The organism is Pseudomonas fluorescens, from assembly GCF_902498195.1.
GTDB lineage: Bacteria > Pseudomonadota > Gammaproteobacteria > Pseudomonadales > Pseudomonadaceae > Aquipseudomonas > Aquipseudomonas fluorescens_BU.
This window is the reverse complement of sequence record NZ_CABVIY010000002.1, coordinates 610,928-632,656: the sequence shown is the minus strand read 5'-3', so window position 1 is coordinate 632,656 and position 21,729 is coordinate 610,928. Positions and strand designations below refer to the sequence as shown.

Sequence of the window (21,729 nt, the reverse complement as noted above, 5' to 3'; positions counted from 1 at the left end):
CCTCACGTAATCAATAAGGCCTGACGGCCAACACCTGTATAAGTAGACAGTATTATTCCACAGCGCTCGAGGATCGCCTACCCCTGATTTGAGATTTCTGTTGCCGCATGCCGTAGCAGCCCCTCTAGCGCGGCCTTCACCGTTTGTCGGCGGACCTCGTCCCGGTTACCTGGGAAGTGCTGCACCTCGCTGAACACCTGCTCACCGACGCCCCAAGCCAACCAGACGGTGCCTACCGGCTTGTTTGGCGAGCCGCCATCCGGCCCGGCGACCCCACTTACCGCCACGGCAAAACGTGCGTGGCTTTTTTCCTGGGCGCCACGGACCATGGCCTCGACCACCTCGCGACTGACAGCACCCACCGTTGGGAACAGACCCGCCGGGACATCCAGTTGCCGGGTTTTCTGCAGGTTGGAATAGGTGACATAACCGGCTTCGAACCACGCCGAGCTGCCCGGAATCCGGGTGATCGCCTCGCTGATTCCGCCACCGGTGCAGGACTCTGCGGCAGTGACGTGGGCATTGAGAACCTGCAAGCGCCTGCCGAGTTCAGCGGCCAACTGGGTGATTTCTTTCACGGTCATCTCCTGATCGGGCGGAATGAGGACTACCGTACACGAGCGGATCGCGCTTGCAAGTTACGGCGTCGATCAAAATGTTAGCGGGCGAGGGCCCTGATACAAGGCTGATAGACAATCAGTCCTCGGCATCGCCGGGCAGTCTGACAGCCACGCCAATGCGCCTGGCGACCCATCGCTCACACAGGCCGATAACGACGTCCGTACCGGCCATCGCCGTTAGACAAGCGCCTGCGCACGCGACCCAGATGGAAACACCGGCGGCATGCAGCAGCATGACTGCCGAAGCACCGCAAATCATGCTGGAGCCCGAGCGCATGAACAGTCGCCGCAAAAGCGACCAACCGCGAATACCTTCCTTGTCTGCACGCCACATCTCGCCCGCAACGCCGCCGAGCAAAATGAGGGCAATCACCAGCCAAAGGGGCATGTCCTGCCACACAGACTGCTCAAATGTCATTACACGCCTCCTGAGGATGAGGTTGCCACCCATGGCTCTCTTTAGCTTCGCCCAGACCAGGATCTGATCAGGTCGCTGACAAGCCTATGCACTAACGCATAGTTAATCAATGCCATAACGCATACATTGCTCGCAGTGAAATGCACAAGCGCATCAAAAAAACGCTTGAAGACGCTATGACGTGTATTTACCAGGCGAAAAAAAACCGCTGGGTTAGCGGTTTTTCCGGGCGAAACCGAGGTTATCGAGCGTACATGCCCCACCAGAAGACGTGACCGAGGATAACGATTTGTTCCTCCTGCATCTCCTGAAAACTGTAGTCCTCGTCCGGATGTTCATCACGGTTGAAGCTGCGCAGACGAATACCGGTGGGCAGGCGATAAAGCTGTTTCACGCGCAACTGGCCGTTGTGGTTGATTGCATAAAGATCGCCGTCAATGATGTCGCCAATCCCGCATTTGCCGGCATTGACCCCGACAGTGGCCCCGTCACGCAGCACTGGCAACATACTGTTGCCACGCACGGTGACACATTTTGCCTGGTCGAACTGCACGCCGTTATGGCGCAGACTGCGCTTGCCGAAGCGCAAACTAGAGCGTTCGCTCTCTTCAATGACAAATCTTCCCGATCCCGCAGCCAACTCTACCTCGCGCAGAAAGGGGACAGACACCTCGTCGTCTTCGACGGGCGTATCGTCGTCCCACAGACTTATATCCTTGAGCTCCGAATGCGACTTATCGCGTCCGACAGTCGCTGGCGACGCGACTTCCGCGCGACCGCGCAACTGGTCCGTGCTCAGGTTGAAATACTCGGCGATCTTCGAAATGTGCTTGTCCGAAGGATCGACGATCTTCCCGCTGAGGATACGCGAGAGCGTGGATTGAGCCACGCCGGTACGACGGTGAAGCTCCGTCGGGGAGATCCCGTGCTGATCGAGCAGCGCTCTCAAGACGGTAGAAACATTGCGTTTTTGCATCACGCGCATAGTGTTGGTACTTCTCGAAGAAGACAAATGCCGAATTGCATTAATAACGCATAAACAGTGCATAAACCAGTAGAAATGCACCACATGGCGTTCATCCCTGCGTCCGGCAGACCGCCCATGTTAATCTTGCGCCCATCGCGGAAAAGCCGGGCCGATGCCCCACCTTTGCCCCACACCTTTCAACGAGTTTTCCGATCCCCAATGAATACAGCCGTTTCCGACCTGTCCTCCCACACGCCGATGATGCAACAGTACTGGCGCCTGAAGAACCAGCACCCAGACCAGTTGATGTTCTACCGCATGGGTGACTTCTACGAGATCTTCTATGAGGACGCGAAGAAGGCCGCCAAGTTGCTGGACATCACCCTGACCGCCCGTGGGCAATCGGCCGGCCAGGCGATTCCGATGTGCGGGATTCCTTACCACGCCGCCGAAGGTTACCTGGCGAAACTGGTGAAACTCGGCGAGTCGGTGGTGATCTGTGAACAGGTCGGCGACCCTGCCACCAGCAAGGGGCCGGTAGATCGTCAGGTGGTGCGGATCATCACCCCCGGGACGGTGAGTGACGAGGCGCTGCTGGATGAACGTCGGGATAACCTGATCGCTGCCGTCCTGGGTGATGAGCGCCTGTTCGGCCTGGCGGTGCTGGACATTACCAGCGGCAACTTCAGCGTGCTGGAAATCAAGGGCTGGGAGAATCTGCTGGCGGAGCTGGAGCGCGTCAATCCGGTGGAGCTGCTGATCCCGGATGACTGGCCAAAGGATCTACCAGCGGAAAAACGTCGTGGCGTTCGTCGCCGTGCGCCATGGGATTTCGAGCGTGATTCGGCGCTGAAAAGCCTGTGCCAGCAATTTTCCACCCAGGACCTGAAAGGTTTCGGTTGCGAGAACCTGACGCTGGCCATCGGCTCCGCCGGTTGCCTGCTGGCCTATGCCAAGGAAACCCAACGCACCGCCCTTCCCCACTTGCGCAGCCTGCGCCATGAACGCCTGGACGATACCGTGGTGCTGGACGGCGCGAGCCGTCGCAACCTGGAGCTGGACACCAACCTGGCCGGCGGTCGTGACAACACGTTGCAATCGGTGGTCGACCGTTGCCAGACCGCCATGGGCAGCCGTTTACTGACCCGCTGGCTTAATCGCCCTCTGCGCGACCTGAAAATTCTGCTGGCCCGTCAGACGTCGATCACGTGCCTGCTCGACGGCTACCGTTTCGAAAAACTGCAACCGCAACTCAAGGAAATCGGCGACATCGAGCGGATCCTTGCCCGCATTGGCCTGCGCAACGCCCGCCCGCGGGACCTTGCACGCCTGCGCGACGCTCTCGGCGCGCTGCCTGAATTGCAAGTGGCGATGACCGAGCTTGAAGCTCCGCACCTGCAACAACTGGCGATCACCACCAGTACCTATCCGGCGTTGGCCGCGCTGCTGGAAAAAGCCATCGTCGATAACCCGCCAGCGGTGATCCGCGACGGTGGCGTGCTGAAGACCGGTTACGACAGCGAACTCGATGAACTGCAATCGCTCAGCGAAAACGCCGGGCAATTCCTGATCGACCTCGAAGCCCGTGAAAAAGCCCGCACCGGCCTGTCGCACCTGAAAGTCGGTTACAACCGCATCCACGGTTACTTCATCGAGCTGCCGAGCAAACAGGCTGAATCGGCACCGGCCGACTACATCCGCCGCCAGACCCTCAAGGGTGCCGAACGATTCATTACGCCGGAGCTCAAGGCCTTCGAAGACAAGGCCTTGTCGGCCAAGAGCCGCGCCCTGGCCCGGGAGAAGATGCTCTACGAAGCGCTGCTCGAGGATCTGATCGCACAATTGCCACCGCTGCAGGACACCGCCGCGGCGCTGGCCGAGCTGGACGTACTCAGCAACCTTGCCGAGCGCGCGCTGAACCTGGACTTGAACTGTCCGCGATTCGTCAGCGAGCCATGCATGCGTATCAGCCAGGGTCGCCACCCAGTGGTCGAACAAGTGCTGACCACGCCGTTCGTAGCCAATGACCTGAGCCTTGACGACAATACGCGCATGCTGGTGATCACCGGCCCGAACATGGGCGGTAAATCCACTTACATGCGCCAGACCGCGTTGATCGTGTTGCTGGCCCATATCGGCAGTTTCGTACCGGCGGCCAGTTGTGAATTGTCGCTGGTCGACCGGATCTTCACGCGGATCGGTTCAAGCGATGACCTGGCCGGCGGGCGCTCGACCTTCATGGTCGAAATGAGCGAAACCGCCAACATCCTGCACAACGCCACCGAGCGCAGCCTGGTGCTGATGGACGAAGTCGGACGCGGCACCAGCACGTTCGACGGCTTGTCCCTGGCCTGGGCGGCGGCGGAACGACTGGCCCATTTGCGCGCCTACACACTGTTCGCCACCCACTACTTCGAGCTGACGGTCTTGCCGGAAGCCCAACCACTGGTGGCCAACGTTCACCTCAACGCGACCGAGCACAATGAACGCATCGTGTTCCTGCACCACGTGCTGCCAGGGCCTGCCAGCCAGAGCTACGGCCTGGCGGTGGCGCAGTTGGCCGGTGTGCCGAGTGAAGTGATCGTGCGCGCCCGCGAGCATTTGAGCCGGCTGGAAGACACCGCCCTGCCCCATGAAACGCCCAAGCCTGCCAAGGGCAAACCGGCCGCGCCTCAACAGAGCGACATGTTCGCCAGCCTGCCGCACCCGGTGCTGGATGACCTGGCCAAGCTCGATCTGGACGACATGACGCCGCGCCGCGCACTCGAAATGCTCTATACACTAAAGACACGGATCTAACGCACAGGCTTGTAAGCTGATAGAATCGCGCGCGGTTTGGGATGCTGCAGGTTATAGCCTGGCCTGCAGACTATCGCTCCCAAACCTTGCGACCCCTACGTGAAGGGGCGCAGCAAGCCGCGCCTGAGGAGAAAATTAGAAATGACCTTCGTCGTCACCGACAACTGCATCAAGTGCAAGTACACCGACTGCGTAGAAGTCTGTCCGGTGGACTGCTTTTACGAAGGCCCGAATTTCCTGGTGATTCACCCGGATGAGTGCATCGACTGCGCACTGTGCGAACCTGAATGCCCTGCCGTAGCCATCTTCTCCGAAGATGAAGTCCCGGCGGGTATGGAAAACTTCCTTGCCTTGAACCTGGAGTTGGCCGAGGTTTGGCCGAACATTACCGAGCGGAAAGATCCACTGCCCGATTCCGCTGAATGGGATGGCAAACCAGGCAAGATCGAACACCTCGAACGCTGATCACCCCCGCGTTCGCGAAAAAGGCCCCACAAGGGCCTTTTTGCTTTTCTACGGGCGAAAAAAAGGGGCGGTTTGACCCGCCCACATTTTTTCCCTATTCCCTGTATTCCTTTTCATCGTCCTGATGAATCGCTTCCTGCGATGTCCATCCCCTTCATCCGTGAAGGGTGTGTCTGTCCGTTGACACAACCCGGATACTAATGGGATCCCCAGTGAGAGCAACCGCCCTCCTGGGCCTGAACAGGCTGTCATATGCTCATAATCTTTAAAAAATGACTTAACTTTCAGAGAGATAACACTGTGCGTGATAGGCAACGGCCGACCGCCACACTGTAAAAATATCGAACACTTACGAAAGAGTAAGTGAAGACTTACAACGTATGTCGAAAAACCTGATCCCCTGCCCTCATGGTGCTGCAGGCCTAACCGCAGGTCGCCGCTAGCGAAGAAACCGACATTCAACCCGCTCCATCGAAATTGAATCCTCCAGCCAACAAAAAGCCCCGAACCAGTCGGGGCTTTTTGTTGCCATCTATACGAGCCTGTTATTGAAACAGCGACTCGCTCGACAAGCCATTCTTCTCCAGGATCTCCCGAAGACGCTTCAGGCCTTCAACCTGAATCTGTCTGACCCGTTCCCGGGTCAGGCCAATTTCCAGGCCTACGTCTTCCAGGGTGCTGCTCTCGTGGCCGCGCAGGCCGAAGCGGCGAACAACCACCTCGCGCTGCTTGTCGGTCAACTCGGACAGCCATTGATCGATGCTCTGCGACAGGTCGTCATCCTGCAACAGCTCGCACGGATCGGTTGGGCGATCATCGGTCAGGGTGTCCAGCAGGGTTTTATCCGAATCCGGACCCAGCGAGACGTCGACCGAAGAAACCCGCTCATTCAAGCCGAGCATGCGCTTGACCTCGCCCACCGGTTTTTCCAGCAGGTTGGCGATTTCTTCGGGTGAGGGTTCATGGTCGAGCTTCTGCGTCAGCTCACGTGCAGCCCGAAGGTACACGTTGAGCTCCTTGACCACATGGATCGGCAACCGGATGGTCCGGGTCTGATTCATGATCGCGCGCTCGATGGTTTGACGAATCCACCAGGTCGCGTAGGTCGAAAAGCGGAAGCCGCGCTCAGGGTCGAACTTCTCCACCGCCCGAATCAGGCCGAGGTTGCCCTCTTCGATCAGATCAAGCAGCGACAAGCCACGATTGACGTAGCGCCGGGCGATTTTCACCACCAGCCGCAGGTTGCTTTCAATCATGCGTTTGCGCCCGGCCGGATCGCCACTTTGCGACAGGCGCGCAAAATGAACTTCTTCTTCGGGGGACAACAGGGGGGAAAAGCCGATCTCATTGAGATACAACTGCGTGGCATCGAGCGCCCGCGTGTAGTCAATGTACTTGTGTTGCTTCAACGACGCGGAGTGTTTGGATTTGGCACGAACGGAAGGTGGAGCCGCCCCTTCATCATTCGACATCGAATCCGTATCGATGCCGGTCTCCATCAGGAGAACCTCATCGTCGATGTCAAACTCCGGCACTTCTTTACTGAGAGCCATTGTTATAGTCCTTTGGTGAGTTCGACCTCAAGCTCAAGCGGCGCCTTTATCCTTGGCAACGCTGGAGCCTGTCCCCTCTACGTGATGGAACAGGCTGGTAGCGATCAACGACGTGGCAGGAATTGCAGCGGATCTACAGGTTTACCTTGGCGGCGAATCTCAAAATGCAGTTTCACCCGGTCTGTACCCGTTGACCCCATTTCGGCAATTGTCTGTCCGACCTTGACCTGCTGCCCCTCCCGAACCAACAGCCTGCGGTTATGTCCGTAGGCACTGACGTAGGTTTCGCTGTGTTTGATGATGACTAATTCGCCGTAGCCCCTTAAGCCACTCCCGGCGTATACCACCGTCCCATCAGACGCAGCTAAAACAGGCTGTCCCAAATCTCCGGCGATATCAATTCCTTTATTCAAACTACCGTTTGAAGAGAATTTTCCAATCAAAATGCCATTAGAAGGCCATCCCCAGCCGGTCGGGGCCGGACCTGCAGGAGGCAATGGAGCGGGTGCCGGCTTGTTGGCGACGGACGGTACAACCACCGGCGTGGTCGTAGTGGCACCGTCGACCGGACGACGAATAACCGTGGTTTTACTCGATGACGAAGGTGTGGAATTGGACGAACTGACCACCGTTGTCGGTGTTGAACCGGTGCGACCATCGAAGCGAATCGTCTGACCCGGACGGATCGTGTAGGGCTCGGGAATGTTGTTGCGTGCTGCGAGCGCCTTGTAGTCCCAACCGTAGCGGAAGGCGATCGAGAACAACGTATCTTTCGGCCGGACAACGTACTGCCCTGTCGTGACCGCCGGGCGCTGGGCAACCGCATTGTTGTTGCGATCGACAACCCGTACATCGCTGGATTTGTTGCTGGAACAACCGACCAGCAAGGTGCTCATGACAAGGCCAGTCACCAGGCGCTGAAAGCTCGTTTTACCCATACGCTGCGCAATGACTGTGAGACTCACCCGCCGCTCCCTTTGTGGTGGCTGAAAATATGATTTGCCGTGTTCCGGCACGAAATGTCGCCAGTATAACGGGCCGTGCACGCTTTACCCTTAATGAAGCGAAAAGGCTTCACGCACACGTTTGCTGCCAGACAAAACACCCCGTTTAACCCATCGATGCCGATGTAAGACAAAGGCCATCGAAGAGAATTCAGCGCGCTGAAATAAATGCTCAGGCCAACGGTCCGTTGAGCAACGGGACGAAGCGTACAGCCCCCAGGACACGCCTGGAAAAACCCTGCTCCTCGCGAATGATCAGCATCAATTGTTGAACCTCACCGGACCCGACCGGGATCACCAGACGCCCCCCGGGCGCCAATTGATCAAGCAAGGCCTGGGGTACGTCAGTGGCCACCGCCGTCACGATAATGCCGTTATAGGGTGCCAGCGCCGGCCAACCTTCCCAGCCATCGCCCCAGCGAAACACCACGTTGCGCAGGTTCAACTCGACCAGGCGTTCCTTGGCCCGATCCTGCAACACCTTGATGCGCTCGACGGAGAAGACACGCTCGACCAGTTGCGACAGCACCGCCGTCTGGTAGCCGGATCCCGTCCCGATTTCCATCACCTTGTCCAGCGGGCCATCCTCCAGCAGCAGCTCGCTCATGCGGGCCACCATGTAAGGCTGGGAGATGGTCTGGTTATGTCCGATCGGTAGCGCGGTGTCTTCGTAGGCACGGTGCGCCAGCGCTTCATCGACGAACAGGTGACGCGGTGTACGACGGATGACTTCCAGCACCTTGGCATTGGACACGCCCTCTTCGTATAGCCGCTGAATGAGGCGTTCGCGGGTCCGTTGCGAGGTCATGCCGATGCCGCGACGCAGCATATCGTCTTGCTCACGAGACATTAGCGCAGCCCCTCCAGCCAGCCATCGAGGCTTTTGAAGGCGTCATTGAAGGTGCGATCCAGTTGCAACGGCGTAATGGATACATAGCCCTGCATCACGGCATGAAAATCAGTGCCCGGGCCGCCATCCTCGGCGTCCCCCGCTGCGGCGATCCAGTACCCGGCCTTGCCGCGCGGGTCGACCACCTTTATTGGAGCCGCCGCGCGGGCGCGATGGCCCAGGCGGGTCAACTGGATCCCGCGGATGTGGTCCAGCGGCAGATTGGGAATATTCACGTTCAGTACCGTGCGCGGTGGCAGGTCAAGGTCGGCATGGGCCTCGACCAGTTTGCGCGCAAAGTAAGCGGCCGTGGGAAGGTTCTCGACCTGGCGCGAAGCCAAAGAGAAGGCAAATGCAGGACGCGTCAGGAAACGCCCTTCGAGCGCCGCCGCCACGGTGCCGGAATACAGGACGTCATCGCCAAGGTTAGCGCCCAGGTTAATCCCGGAAACCACCATGTCCGCCTCACGCTCCAGCAAGCCGTTGAGGCCCAGGTGCACGCAATCGGTCGGCGTGCCGTTGAGGCTGATAAAGCCGTTGGCCAGCGTCTGCGGGTGCAACGGACGGTCGAGCGTCAACGAGCTGCTGGCGCCACTTTTGTCCTGGTCCGGGGCGATAACCACGCACTCGGTGTAATCCGCCAGCGCAGCATAAAGCGCGGCGAGACCGGGTGCGGTTACCCCATCGTCGTTAGAAATCAGAATACGCATGGGCTGTCCGTCTGCCCCACCGGCACCAGATCGACAAGCTCGCGCACCAATACGGTGGCGAAACATCCGGCCGGCAGGACGAATTCCAGTTGCAGAATGTCAGGCTCGGGATAATGCCACGTCAACCCGGCAATAGGCAGCCGCAGGATTCGACGTTCGTGGCTCATTCCGGCGTTAATCAACCAATCGCGAAGGTCCGCTTCGCGCGCGGCGATTGCCTGCTCCAGTTCATGGACAGCGCCCGTGGCCGGCGAGTCACCTTCGCCCCACTGCGGACCCGTCGGGTGCAGATCGAGAATCGCCAGGCGCGGATCGCTGCATTCGGCCTCGCCGGCCGGAAAAAAGCTGCGGCTGTCGGTGAACGCCAGCAGATCGCCGACCTGGGCGCGCTGCCAGGTGCCGTCGGCGACACGCGCGGCCAGCACCTGATTGAACAGGAAACTGCGCGCGGTGGAGAGCAGGCGCGATCGAACGTTACGCTGTTCCGGCAAGGCCTTGCGCGCGGCCCAGGCACGGGCATCGACCACGTTGCCGCCGTCATGCCCGAAGCGCTGGGCGCCGAAATAGTTGGGGATGCCCTGTTTGGCGATCACCTGCAGGCGATCTTCGATCCCCGCCTTGTCGCCAGCGAACTGGGTTAGTCGCAAGGTGAAGCCGTTGGCCGAATGCGCACCGCGCTGCAACTTGCGTTTGTGCCGGCTGGTCTTGAGGATTTTCAGCGTGTCGTTTTCCGCCGCCGACAGGTCCGGATCGGCCTTGCCCGGCAGCTGCACGCTGAACCACTGACGCGTCAGCGCCTGACGATCCTTGAGCCCGGCGTAGCTGACAGTGCGCAATGGGACGCCGGCGGCCTTGGCGATTCGCCGCGCCGCTTCTTCGGTATTCAGGCCGCGTTTTTCCACCCAGATCCACAGGTGTTCGCCGTCGCCGCTCAAGGGAATGTCGAGGACTTCGTCGACCTGGAAATCTTCCGCGATGGCTTTCAATACCGCCGTGCCGAGGGCCTCACCATAAGCCCGCGGGCCTAGCAATTGCAGTTCGTTCATGCGCGCAGCAACAAGGCAACGGAATGCACGGCAATGCCTTCTTCGCGACCGACAAAGCCGAGCTTTTCGGTGGTGGTAGCTTTCACGTTCACTTGATCCAACTCAACTTGAAGATCCGCGGCAATCAGCGCGCGCATCGATTCGATATGCGGGGCCATTTTCGGCGCCTGGGCGACGATGGTGTTATCGACGTTGCCGACCTTCCAGCCTTTGGCGTGGATCAGTGCGACGACATGACGCAACAGCACTCGGCTGTCGGCGCCCTTGAACTGCGGGTCGGTGTCCGGGAAGTGCTTGCCGATATCACCCAGCGCGGCAGCCCCGAGCAAGGCATCGCTCAAGGCGTGCAGCAGGACGTCACCGTCGGAATGAGCGAGCAGCCCGAAGCCGTGTGCGATACGCACGCCGCCCAGAGTAATGAAATCGCCTTCAGCGAAACGGTGCACATCATAGCCGTGGCCAATACGCATAAAAAAACGCCCCGAATTTATCAGGGCGTGATTCTACCTGCTATTGGGCAACTAGAGCATGCGCGTGATGCCGCAAGTGATCTTCGATGAAACTGGCAATGAAGAAATAGCTGTGGTCGTAGCCAGGTTGCAGGCGCAACGTCAGCGGGTGACCGGCCAGTTTGCTCGCCTGTTGCAAGGCTTCAGGCTTGAGCTGGGTGGCCAGGAAATCATCGCGGTCGCCCTGATCGACCAGTAGCGGCAGCTTCTCATCGGCCTCGGCAATCAACACACAGGCATCCCACTCGCGCCATTTCGAACGGTCCTCGCCCAGATAACGGGAAAAGGCTTTTTGCCCCCACGGACAATCCATCGGATTGTTGATCGGCGAGAACGCCGACACCGACAGATAACGCCCCGGATTGCGCAACGCACAGACCAGCGCACCGTGGCCACCCATCGAGTGACCGCTGATGCCGCGCTTGTCCGCCGCCGGGAAATGGGCTTCGACCAATGCCGGCAATTCCTGCACGACATAGTCGTGCATCCGGTAGTGACGCGACCAGGGTTCCTGGGTGGCATTCAGGTAAAAACCGGCGCCCAGACCGAAGTCCCAGGCGCCGTCCGGATCGCCCGGCACGTCGGGACCGCGAGGGCTGGTGTCCGGCGCGACAATGATCAACCCCAGTTCGGCGGCCATGCGCATGGCGCCGGCTTTCTGCATGAAGTTCTCGTCGGTGCAGGTCAGGCCGGACAACCAGTACAGCACCGGCAGTTTGCCACCCTGCTCGGCTTGCGGCGGCAGATACACGGCGAACACCATGTCGCAGCCCAGCACGTCGGAGCGGTGTCGATAGCGCTTGTGCCAGCCGCCAAAGCTTTTCTGGCAGGAGATGTTTTCCAGGCTCATGGCGGACCTCAGAAATGAATGACGGAGCGGATGCTTTTGCCTTCATGCATCAGGTCGAACGCCTTATTGATATCTTCCAGGCCCATGGTGTGGGTGATGAACGTATCCAGCGGGATTTCGCCGGTTTCAGCCATTTCCACGTAGCTCGGCAACTCGGTACGCCCGCGCACGCCACCGAACGCCGAACCGCGCCAGACGCGACCGGTGACCAACTGGAACGGACGGGTAGCAATCTCCTGGCCGGCACCGGCCACGCCGATGATGACCGACTCACCCCAACCCTTGTGGCAGCACTCAAGCGCGGCACGCATCAATTGCACGTTGCCGATGCACTCGAAGGAAAAGTCGACGCCACCGTCGGTCATGTCGACGATGACTTCCTGGATCGGGCGATCGAAGTCTTTCGGGTTGACACAATCGGTTGCACCCAGCTGCCGGGCGATTTCGAATTTGGCCGGGTTGATGTCGATGGCGATGATGCGGGCAGCCTTGGCTTTGACGGCGCCGATGACGGCCGACAGACCGATGCCGCCCAGGCCGAAAATGGCCACGGTGTCACCTGGTTTTACCTTGGCGGTATTGAGTACGGCACCGATACCGGTGGTGACACCGCAGCCCAGCAGGCAGACTTTTGCCAGCGGCGCTTCCTTGGCGATCTTGGCCACGGAAATTTCCGGGAGCACGGTGTACTCGGAGAAGGTCGAGGTCCCCATGTAGTGGAAAATCGACTGGCCCTTGTAGGAAAAACGTGAAGTACCGTCCGGCATCAAACCCTTGCCCTGGGTGGCACGAATCGCCTGGCACAGGTTGGTCTTGCCCGACAGGCAGAATTTGCACTGGCGGCATTCCGGGGTGTACAGCGGAATCACGTGATCGCCCACCGCGACCGAGGTCACGCCCTCACCAATCGCTTCGACAATCGCCCCGCCTTCGTGGCCGAGGATCGATGGAAAGATGCCTTCCGGGTCGGCGCCCGACAGGGTGTAGGCGTCGGTATGGCAGACACCGGAGGCCACCACGCGCAGCAACACTTCACCGGCCTTGGGCATGGCGACATCGACTTCAACGATCTCCAGCGGTTTCTTGGCCTCGAAGGCAACGGCGGCGCGCGACTTGATCATGGTGATTCTCCAGTGAATAAAAACGAGACATCGAGTGTAATACAGCGCGTTACGGTGAATAATCCAGCCAAAAGCAAAACATTATTGCTACACAGGGATAATCCTTGATGTCCGACAATCGCTGGGAAGGTATCGACGAATTCGTGGCCGTTGCCGAATGCAGCCAGTTCACCGCGGCCGCCGAGCGCCTGGGAGTTTCGTCCTCCCACATCAGTCGACAAATCGTACGCCTAGAAGAACGTTTGCAAACCCGCTTGCTCTACCGCAGTACCCGCCGCGTCACCCTGACCGAGGCCGGGCAAACATTTCTGCAACATTGCCAACGCTTGCAGGATGGTCGCGAAGAAGCCTTGCGCGCGGTCGGCGACTTGACCAGCGAACCCAAGGGCATGCTGCGCATGACCTGCGCCGTGGCCTATGGCGAACGCTTCATCGTGCCGCTGGTGACACGTTTCATGGGGCTGTATCCACAACTGCGCATCGACATTGAATTGAGCAATCGCCAACTTGACCTGGTGCATGAAGGCCTGGACCTGGCAATCCGGTTGGGGCGCTTGCAGGATTCACGACTGGTCGCCACGCGCCTGGCACCGAGGCGCATGTTCCTCTGCGCCTCACCGTCCTACGTGGAACGGTATGGTCGCCCACACAGCCTGTCGGAACTGAGCCGGCACAATTGCCTCATCGGCAGCTCGGATCTCTGGCAACTGGAACAGAACGGGCGGGAATTTTCGCAGCGGGTGCAAGGAAACTGGCGCTGCAACAGTGGGCAAGCGGTGCTGGATGCAGCGCTTCAGGGCGTGGGGTTGTGTCAGCTGCCGGACTATTACGTGCTGGAACATCTCAAGAGCGGCGCGTTGATTTCGCTGCTGGAAGCGCATCAACCGCCGAATACCGCGGTTTGGGCGCTGTATCCACAGCAACGGCATCTGTCGCCGAAGGTGCGCAAATTGGTGGATTACTTGAAGGAAGGGCTGGCAGAGCGGCCAGAATATCGATCTTTTAGCGGCGGTTAGCCCAACGCTGTCTCAACCACTCGAGGTCTTCGGGGCGAGTGACCTTGAGGTTGTCAGCTCGACCTTCTATCAAGCGCGGTGCCAGCCCTGCCCACTCCATGGCCGAAGCTTCGTCAGTGATAACGGCATCAGCCACCAAGCTATCGGCCAACGCCCGATGCAACGCACCGAGGCGAAACATCTGCGGTGTATACGCCTGCCAGATAACACTGCGATCCACTGTCTCAACGACACGACCGTGTTTATCTACCCGCTTGAGCGTATCCCGCGCCGGAACCGCCAGCAGTCCTCCGACAGGATCGTCAGCCAGCTCTGCCAGCAGTTTGTCCAGATCGTTACGGCTCAGGTTTGGCCGTGCGGCATCGTGGACCAGCACCCAATCTTCATCGCCAGCACCTTGCGCGTGCAAATGCAGCAACGCATTGAGCACCGAACCGGAACGCTCGGCACCGCCCTCGACCCGGGCAACACGCGGGTGATTGGCACAGGCCAGGTTTGGCCAGTAAGGATCATCGACAGCAAGACTGACCACCACGCCCTTGAGGCCAGGATGATCAAGGAAACAGCCAAGGCTGTGTTCGAGAATAGTGCGCCCGCCCAGTTGCAAGTATTGCTTGGGACGGTCCGCGGCCATACGGGCTCCGACGCCCGCGGCAGGAATCACGGCCCAGAAGGCCGGCAGAGGCAGGTTCATTGTGCCAACTGGTAAAGGGTTTCACCGTCCTTGACCATGCCCAACTCATGGCGAGCCCGTTCTTCAACGGTTTCCATACCCTTTTTCAACTCGCTGACTTCAGCGTCCATCACCCGATTGCGCTCCAGCAAGGTCTGGTTCTCGGCCTGTTGATCCGCGATCTGCTGAGTCAGCTCGGCCACTTGGGCCAGGCTGCCATTACCCACCCACAGGCGGTACTGCAGGCCAGCCAGCAGCAGGAGCAAGACGAGGAACAACCAATTGGGACTGCGCATCGAATATCAGGTATCCAGTGAAAAAAGACAGCCATGCCAAAACATGAAGCAACTGATAGCACGAAGCCTGGAAGAACCAGGCTTGTGCTTACAAGGCATCAGATTAGTGGCAAAAACGCCGCTGTAGCGACTTTTCCGACACAATCCGGTGTCTTTTTTATCAGCTGACGATCAACCGCGGAATTCGCTGCGACCGTTGTACTTGGCCTTGCCGTTCAGCTGCTCTTCGATACGCAGCAGTTGGTTGTACTTGGAAACGCGATCGGAACGGCACAGCGAACCGGTCTTGATCTGGCCAGCCGAAGTGCCCACGGCCAGGTCGGCAATGGTCGAGTCTTCGGTTTCGCCCGAGCGGTGCGAGATCACGGCGGTGTAACCGGCGGCCTTGGCCATCTGGATGGCTTCCAGGGTTTCGGTCAGGGTGCCGATCTGGTTGAACTTGATCAGGATCGAGTTGGCGATCTTTTTATCGATGCCTTCTTTCAGGATCTTGGTGTTCGTCACGAACAGGTCGTCGCCTACCAGCTGGGTCTTCTCGCCGATCTTGTCGGTGAGGATTTTCCAGCCAGCCCAGTCGGACTCGTCCAGGCCATCTTCGATGGAGATGATCGGGTAACGCTCGGTCAGACCTTTCAGGTAATCGGCGAAACCTTCAGCGGTGAACACCTGGCCTTCGCCGGACAGATTGTACTTGCCGTCTTCGTAGAATTCGCTGGCTGCGCAGTCCAGTGCCAGGGTCACGTCGGTGCCCAGCTTGTAACCGGCGTTGGCCACGGCTTCGGAGATCACTTTCAAAGCGTCTTCGTTGGAAGCCAGGTTCGGTGCGAAACCACCTTCGTCACCCACGGCAGTGCTCAGGCCACGGGCCTTCAGCACGGCTTTGAGGTGATGGAAAATCTCGGTGCCCATGCGCAGGCCTTCCGAGAAAGACTTGGCGCCAACCGGCTGAACCATGAATTCCTGGATGTCGACGTTGTTATCGGCGTGCTCGCCACCGTTGATGATGTTCATCATCGGCACCGGCATCGAGTAGACACCCGGGGTGCCGTTCAGGTTGGCGATGTGCGCGTACAGCGGCAGGTCCTGGTCCTGGGCTGCTGCCTTGGCCGCGGCCAGGGAAACGGCGAGGATTGCGTTGGCGCCCAGGGAACCTTTGTTTTCGGTGCCGTCCAGCTTGATCATCGCCAGATCGAGCGCTTTCTGATCGCTTGGGTCAGTACCTTTCAACAGGTCGCGGATCGGACCGTTGATGTTGGCTACGGCTTTGAGTACGCCCTTGCCCAGGTAACGGCTCTTGTCGCCATCACGCAGCTCGAGCGCTTCACGCGAGCCAGTGGAAGCACCGGACGGCGCGCAGGCACTGCCGATGATGCCGTTATCGAGAAGCACGTCCGCTTCCACGGTGGGATTGCCACGGGAGTCGAGAACTTCACGACCTTTGATGTCGACGATTTTAGCCATTGTTGTAAACACTCCAAAGTTGACGAAAACGACGCAGCTAGAGGAAATCTTTTACCGTCGGCAAGCGATGTGCAGCGGGCAGACTTGCAGACGATAAGGCCCAGGCCCGAGGGCCTGAGCGTTAAATCGTGCGGTACTTTACCGGAGAAATGAGGATTACGCGGTTTCTACCGTCGGAAAACTCTTCACCAGCTCGTCCAGAGCTTTGAGCTGGGCCAGGAATGGCTCCAGTTTGTCCAGACGCAAGGCGCAGGGGCCGTCGCATTTGGCGTTGTCCGGGTCCGGGTGGGCTTCGAGGAACAGGCCGGCCAGCGACTGGCTGATCCCGGCTTTCGCCAGGTCGAGGACCTGGGCGCGACGACCGCCGGCGGAATCCGCGCGACCGCCTGGCATTTGCAGGGCGTGGGTCACGTCGAAGAACACCGGGTATTCGAACTGCTTCATGATGCCGAAGCCGAGCATGTCGACGACCAGGTTGTTGTAGCCGAAGCTCGAACCGCGCTCGCAGAGGATCAACTGATCGTTACCCGCTTCCACGCACTTGTTCAGGATATGTTTCATTTCCTGAGGCGCGAGGAACTGGGCTTTCTTGATGTTGATCACCGCACCGGTCTTGGCCATCGCGACCACCAGGTCGGTCTGGCGCGACAGGAAGGCCGGCAACTGGATGATGTCGCAGACTTCAGCGACGACCGCGGCCTGCTCAGGCTCGTGGACGTCGGTGATGATCGGCACCCCGAAGGCTTGCTTGATGTCCTGGAAAATCCGCATGCCCTCTTCCAGGCCGGGGCCACGGTAAGAGGTCACGGAGGAGCGGTTGGCCTTGTCGAAGCTGGCCTTGAACACGTAAGGGATACCCAGTTTCTGGGTGACCTTTACGTACTCTTCGCAGACTTGCATCGCCATGTCGCGGCTTTCCAGCACGTTCATGCCACCGAAAAGCACCATGGGCTTGTCGTTGGCAATCTCGATTTCGCCTACGCGGATGATCTTCTGCGCCATCAGGTTTACGCCTTCTTCTGGTGTTGAGCCAAAGCAGCTTTAACGAAACCGCTGAACAACGGGTGACCGTCGCGTGGCGTCGAAGTGAACTCCGGGTGGAACTGGCAAGCGACGAACCAAGGATGATCCGGTGCTTCCACCACTTCGACCAGCGCGCCATCACCGGAACGACCGGAGATTTTCAGACCGGCTTCCATGATTTGCGGCAGCAGGTTGTTGTTCACTTCGTAGCGGTGACGGTGACGCTCGACGATCACGTCCTTGCCGTAGCAACCGTGAACCAGGGAACCCGGCTCCAGCAGGCAATCCTGCGCGCCAAGGCGCATGGTGCCGCCCAGGTCGGAGGTTTCGGTACGGGTTTCGACGGCGCCGGTGGCGTCTTCCCACTCGGTGATCAGGCCCACGACCGGATGACCGCTGGCACGATCGAACTCGGTGGAGTTGGCGTCTTTCCAGCCCATGACGTTACGAGCGAACTCGATGACCGCCACTTGCATGCCCAGGCAGATACCCAGGTAAGGCACCTTGTTTTCGCGAGCGTATTGAACGGCGGTGATCTTGCCTTCCACGCCACGCAGACCGAAGCCGCCAGGGACCAGGATCGCGTCGACGCCTTCGAGCAGCGCGGTGCCCTGGTTTTCGATGTCTTCGGAATCGATGTAGCGCAGGTTGACCTTGGTGCGGTTGCTGATGCCGGCGTGACTCATCGCTTCGATCAGCGACTTGTAGGCGTCCAGCAGCTCCATGTACTTGCCGACCATGGCGATGGTGACTTCATGCTCAGGGTTGAGCTTGGCGTCGACCACGGCTTCCCACTCGGACAGATCGGCGCCGCCGCATTGCAGGCCGAAACGCTCGACGACGAAATCGTCCAGGCCCTGGGAGTGCAGGATGCCCGGGATCTTGTAGATGGTGTCGGCATCTTCCAGCGCGATCACCGCACGTTCTTCAACGTTGGTGAATTGTGCGATCTTGCGGCGCGAAGACACATCGATCGGGTGATCGGAGCGGCACACCAGCACGTCTGGCTGCAGGCCGATGGAACGCAGTTCCTTGACCGAGTGCTGGGTTGGCTTGGTCTTGGTTTCGCCGGCGGTGGCGATGTACGGAACCAACGTGAGGTGCATCAGCATCGCGCGCTTGGCACCGACTTCGAAACGCAACTGGCGGATGGCCTCGAGGAACGGTTGGGATTCGATGTCACCCACGGTGCCGCCGATCTCGACCATCGCCACGTCGGCATCGCCGGCGCCCTTGATGATGCGGCGCTTGATTTCGTCGGTGATGTGCGGGATCACCTGGATGGTGGCGCCCAGGTAATCACCACGGCGCTCTTTGCGCAGTACGTGTTCGTAGACACGGCCAGTGGTGAAGTTGTTGTTCTGGGTCATGGTCGTGCGGATGAACCGCTCGTAGTGCCCCAGGTCCAGGTCGGTCTCGGCGCCGTCGTGCGTGACGAACACTTCACCGTGCTGGAACGGGCTCATGGTGCCCGGGTCGACGTTGATGTACGGGTCCAGCTTCAGCATGGTGACCTTAAGTCCCCGCGCCTCCAGGATGGCCGCCAATGATGCCGATGCAATGCCTTTCCCCAATGAAGAAACAACACCGCCCGTGACGAATATGTAGCGCGTCATGAAAAACCCTAGAAGTCTGCGTTAAAGCGGTCCGAGCCGCCGGGGAAAGCGAAGGAAGGCCGAAGCCCCCGATCACCTGCATTAATCACAGTGCACCTTTCAAAAAAACCGCCGCGTTGGGACAGACCGGAAGATGAAACACCGGTACGTTGCTCGCTACACATTTTTTGGAATCGCCCAGCAAAGACTGCTTGGTAATCGGCAACTCCTGCAATTCAGGCGAATCCACAGAAGTTGTATCAAGAAGGGAGCGTAGTCTACCGGAAAGCCCCTTTCAGCTCAAACCTTGATCTTCGACCGACGGCTGCCAATGCAAATTCCAGCCACCTGCCGTATCGCCGTCAAGCCCTTGCAGGTTGGCCACCGCCAACAATTGCCCGTCTTTGAACAGCAGCGGCAATCTGCCGCGCACGAACGGCGGGATCCTGCTTTCGTTGAGTAGACGCTTCAGATCGCGATGCCCGCGATCGGGTAAAAGCATCACCTCTCCCCCTTCACGATAGCGGATCTGCAAAGGGCCTTCAGGGATTTTCCCGGTGATCGCGAGCCTGCCGTTGTCGGGCAAGTTCAACGGCAGCGCGGGCTCGACCCATGCGCCAGCAGGGAGAGGACTGCGCAGCCAATCGCCAGACAGCCACCAGATCCGTCCCCCCGCGCGTTGTAGCTCGCCATCCGCCAGCCGCCAGATCGGCCGCGCATCGCCGCTGGCATCGCGCAAATTCTCCCAACCCGACCAATGGTCGCTATCGGGCAGCCGTGTCAGTGGCTCAAGCCAGTGGCTGAGGGCATTGCGCTGTCGCGCGGCGGAGAGTTTTGCCAGTGACGCCAGCTCCAGCGATGGCACACCCAGCCAGTCGAATTCGCTGACGGTACGCGCCAGGCTCAAATCGATCTGTGCCAAGTCATCAAGCAACCCCTGCGCCTCACTCAAGTGCCCAGCGCTGCGCGCCATGGTCGCCATCGCTTGCGGCCACCGCGCGGACATTACCGGGAACACCTCATGACGCAGGTAATTGCGCGCAAAATGTCGATCCTGGTTGGAAGGGTCTTCGACCCAGCTCAACTGATGTTCGCTGGCGTAAGCCTCAAGCTCGGCACGAGTGATGTCGAGCAACGGCCGAAGCAGATGCCCCTGACCCAGCCGACGCTGCCGTGGCATTCCTGACAAACCTCTCACCCCGGTCCCGCGCAACAGGCGAAACAGCAGGGTTTCCGCCTGATCGTCACGGTGCTGGCCAGTCAGCAGTACTTCATTGACTTGAGTGATTTCACTGAACGCGGCATAGCGGGCATCCCGGGCTGCACGCTCAAGGCTGGCACCCGATCCGACCTGCACATGGATGACCTCCAGCGGCACCCCCAGCACCTGACACACCGACTGACAATGTTCGGGCCACGCATCGGCCGCAGCCTGAAGGCCGTGATGGACGTGGATGGCGCTCAGCGCCGGCAGGGTGTGATTTTTTGCAAGGCGTGCGAGAAGGTGCAGCAGGACGGTGGAATCGAGACCGCCGGAAAAGGCGATGCGCCAGTTTGTGGCGTTGCGCCAGGGCTTCAGGTTCATCAGGAGCCTGACAGACAAATCAATCGTGGGCTGGCTCATATTGATCACTTTGCACAAATCAAATGTGGGAGCGGGCTTGCTCGCGAAAGCGGTTCAACATTCAACGTATCAGTCGACTGTTATACCGCTTTCGCGAGCAAGCCCGCTCCCACATGGGTACAGCGAGGTCAGATCAGAGACCGTAGCTCATCAGGCGCTCGTAACGACGGTCCAGCAGCGCCTTGTGATCGAGCTTCTTGAGCATCGCCAATTGCGAACTCAGCTCGGCACGGATCGAGGCAGCCGCAGCGGCCGGATCACGGTGTGCACCGCCCAACGGCTCGCCGATCACCTTGTCCACGATACCCAGGCCCTTGAGGCGCTCGGCGGTGATGCCCATGGCCTCAGCGGCGTCCGGCGCTTTCTCGGCGGTTTTCCACAGGATCGAAGCGCAGCCTTCCGGCGAGATCACCGCGTAGGTCGAGTACTGCAGCATGTTCAGCTGATCGCAAACACCAATTGCCAGCGCACCACCGGAACCACCTTCACCGATCACGGTGGCGATGATTGGGGTTTTCAGGCGCGACATGACGCGCAGGTTCCAGGCGATCGCTTCGCTCTGGTTGCGCTCTTCAGCGTCGATCCCAGGGTAGGCGCCCGGGGTGTCGATGAAGGTCAGAATCGGCATCTTGAAACGTTCGGCCATCTCCATCAGGCGGCAGGCCTTGCGGTAGCCTTCCGGGCGCGGCATGCCGAAGTTGCGGCGAACCTTTTCGCGCACTTCACGGCCTTTCTGGTGACCGATGACCATGACGGGTTGGTCGTCCAGGCGCGCGATACCACCGACGATGGCGGCGTCGTCGGAGAAGTGACGGTCACCGTGCAACTCATCGAACTCGGTGAAGATGTGCTCGATATAGTCCAGGGTGTAGGGACGTTTCGGGTGACGCGCCAGACGCGCGATCTGCCAGCTGGTCAGCTTGCCGAAGATGTCCTCGGTCAGCGTGCTGCTTTTGTCCTGCAGGCGGGAGATCTCATCGCCGATATTCAGCGAATTGTCATTACCGACCAAGCGCAACTCTTCGATCTTGGCTTGCAGGTCGGCGATCGGCTGTTCGAAATCAAGAAAATTCGGGTTCATAGGCGTCCG

At 59.5% G+C, this 21,729-nt stretch carries 21 protein-coding genes; 3 read left to right on the top strand and 18 right to left on the bottom strand.

Annotated elements, in window-relative coordinates:
• Positions 1-77 precede the first annotated feature (77 nt).
• The 3 genes from F8N66_RS08295 to F8N66_RS08285 form a co-directional block, all read right to left on the bottom strand.
• On the bottom strand, positions 78-578 hold the full coding sequence (locus tag F8N66_RS08295) for a CinA family protein (RefSeq protein ID WP_150769714.1): 501 nt from the start codon (positions 576-578) through the stop codon (positions 78-80).
• Positions 579-696: 118 nt separating this feature from the next.
• Positions 697-1,038: a phage holin family protein gene (locus tag F8N66_RS08290; RefSeq protein WP_150769713.1), complete on the bottom strand. Its 342-nt coding sequence runs from the start codon at positions 1,036-1,038 to the stop codon at positions 697-699.
• A gap of 241 nt (positions 1,039-1,279) precedes the next feature.
• Positions 1,280-2,014, bottom strand: a complete 735-nt coding sequence (locus F8N66_RS08285) for an XRE family transcriptional regulator (protein ID WP_150770156.1) — start codon at positions 2,012-2,014, stop codon at positions 1,280-1,282.
• 210 nt (positions 2,015-2,224) lie between these two features.
• Between F8N66_RS08285 and mutS the strand changes: the two genes are divergently transcribed.
• A complete protein-coding gene (gene mutS / locus F8N66_RS08280; RefSeq protein WP_150769712.1) occupies positions 2,225-4,804 on the top strand; it encodes a DNA mismatch repair protein MutS in 2,580 nt (859 codons plus the stop codon).
• Positions 4,805-4,945: 141 nt separating this feature from the next.
• Positions 4,946-5,269 (top strand): ferredoxin FdxA, encoded by a 324-nt coding sequence (fdxA, locus tag F8N66_RS08275; RefSeq protein ID WP_150769711.1) that lies wholly within the window; start codon positions 4,946-4,948, stop codon positions 5,267-5,269.
• A gap of 545 nt (positions 5,270-5,814) precedes the next feature.
• On the opposite strand, the gene rpoS is transcribed toward fdxA, so the two are convergent.
• The 8 genes from rpoS to F8N66_RS08230 form a co-directional block, all read right to left on the bottom strand.
• Positions 5,815-6,822, bottom strand: a complete 1,008-nt coding sequence (rpoS, locus tag F8N66_RS08265) for an RNA polymerase sigma factor RpoS (RefSeq protein ID WP_077044318.1) — start codon at positions 6,820-6,822, stop codon at positions 5,815-5,817.
• A gap of 104 nt (positions 6,823-6,926) precedes the next feature.
• Positions 6,927-7,787, bottom strand: a complete 861-nt coding sequence (locus tag F8N66_RS08260; protein ID WP_150769709.1) for a peptidoglycan DD-metalloendopeptidase family protein — start codon at positions 7,785-7,787, stop codon at positions 6,927-6,929.
• Positions 7,788-7,998: 211 nt separating this feature from the next.
• Positions 7,999-8,634 carry a protein-L-isoaspartate(D-aspartate) O-methyltransferase gene (locus F8N66_RS08255; protein WP_191622964.1) on the bottom strand — a complete coding sequence of 212 codons (636 nt, stop codon included), beginning with the start codon at positions 8,632-8,634 and terminating at the stop codon, positions 7,999-8,001.
• A 41-nt stretch (positions 8,635-8,675) separates the two neighbouring features.
• The gene (gene surE / locus F8N66_RS08250) at positions 8,676-9,425 is read right to left on the bottom strand and encodes a 5'/3'-nucleotidase SurE (RefSeq protein ID WP_150769707.1); all 750 of its coding nucleotides are present in this window, start codon (positions 9,423-9,425) and stop codon (positions 8,676-8,678) included.
• Positions 9,413-10,471 (bottom strand): tRNA pseudouridine(13) synthase TruD, encoded by a 1,059-nt coding sequence (truD, locus tag F8N66_RS08245; RefSeq protein ID WP_150769706.1) that lies wholly within the window; start codon positions 10,469-10,471, stop codon positions 9,413-9,415. Before truD ends, surE begins: the two co-directional genes overlap by 13 nt.
• On the bottom strand, positions 10,468-10,941 hold the full coding sequence (gene ispF, locus F8N66_RS08240) for a 2-C-methyl-D-erythritol 2,4-cyclodiphosphate synthase (protein WP_007907189.1): 474 nt from the start codon (positions 10,939-10,941) through the stop codon (positions 10,468-10,470). Before ispF ends, truD begins: the two co-directional genes overlap by 4 nt.
• 40 nt (positions 10,942-10,981) lie before the next feature.
• Positions 10,982-11,830, bottom strand: coding sequence for an S-formylglutathione hydrolase (fghA, locus tag F8N66_RS08235; protein WP_150769705.1), 849 nt, complete (start codon positions 11,828-11,830; stop codon positions 10,982-10,984).
• 8 nt (positions 11,831-11,838) lie between these two features.
• A complete protein-coding gene (locus F8N66_RS08230; RefSeq protein WP_150769704.1) occupies positions 11,839-12,951 on the bottom strand; it encodes an S-(hydroxymethyl)glutathione dehydrogenase/class III alcohol dehydrogenase in 1,113 nt (370 codons plus the stop codon).
• Positions 12,952-13,058: 107 nt separating this feature from the next.
• Here F8N66_RS08230 and F8N66_RS08225 point away from each other — a divergent pair, with 107 nt between their 5' ends.
• Positions 13,059-13,967, top strand: a complete 909-nt coding sequence (locus F8N66_RS08225) for a LysR substrate-binding domain-containing protein (RefSeq protein WP_150769703.1) — start codon at positions 13,059-13,061, stop codon at positions 13,965-13,967.
• On the opposite strand, the gene ispD is transcribed toward F8N66_RS08225, so the two are convergent.
• The 7 genes from ispD to F8N66_RS08190 form a co-directional block, all read right to left on the bottom strand.
• The gene (gene ispD, locus F8N66_RS08220; protein WP_150769702.1) at positions 13,954-14,661 is read right to left on the bottom strand and encodes a 2-C-methyl-D-erythritol 4-phosphate cytidylyltransferase; all 708 of its coding nucleotides are present in this window, start codon (positions 14,659-14,661) and stop codon (positions 13,954-13,956) included. The genes F8N66_RS08225 and ispD overlap by 14 nt on opposite strands.
• Positions 14,658-14,936 carry a cell division protein FtsB gene (gene ftsB, locus F8N66_RS08215; RefSeq protein ID WP_008057335.1) on the bottom strand — a complete coding sequence of 93 codons (279 nt, stop codon included), beginning with the start codon at positions 14,934-14,936 and terminating at the stop codon, positions 14,658-14,660. The genes ispD and ftsB overlap by 4 nt, the downstream gene beginning before the upstream one ends.
• Positions 14,937-15,107: 171 nt before the next feature.
• A complete protein-coding gene (gene eno, locus F8N66_RS08210; RefSeq protein WP_053159569.1) occupies positions 15,108-16,397 on the bottom strand; it encodes a phosphopyruvate hydratase in 1,290 nt (429 codons plus the stop codon).
• Between the two features lie 156 nt (positions 16,398-16,553).
• Positions 16,554-17,399, bottom strand: coding sequence for a 3-deoxy-8-phosphooctulonate synthase (gene kdsA / locus F8N66_RS08205; RefSeq protein WP_150769701.1), 846 nt, complete (start codon positions 17,397-17,399; stop codon positions 16,554-16,556).
• A 5-nt stretch (positions 17,400-17,404) separates the two neighbouring features.
• Positions 17,405-19,036 (bottom strand): CTP synthase, encoded by a 1,632-nt coding sequence (locus F8N66_RS08200; RefSeq protein ID WP_057716161.1) that lies wholly within the window; start codon positions 19,034-19,036, stop codon positions 17,405-17,407.
• Positions 19,037-19,310: 274 nt separating this feature from the next.
• Entirely contained in the window at positions 19,311-20,639 is a 1,329-nt protein-coding gene (tilS, locus tag F8N66_RS08195; protein WP_150769700.1) for a tRNA lysidine(34) synthetase TilS, read from the bottom strand.
• 133 nt (positions 20,640-20,772) lie between these two features.
• Entirely contained in the window at positions 20,773-21,720 is a 948-nt protein-coding gene (locus tag F8N66_RS08190; protein ID WP_150769699.1) for an acetyl-CoA carboxylase carboxyltransferase subunit alpha, read from the bottom strand.
• Positions 21,721-21,729: the final 9 nt, after the last annotated feature.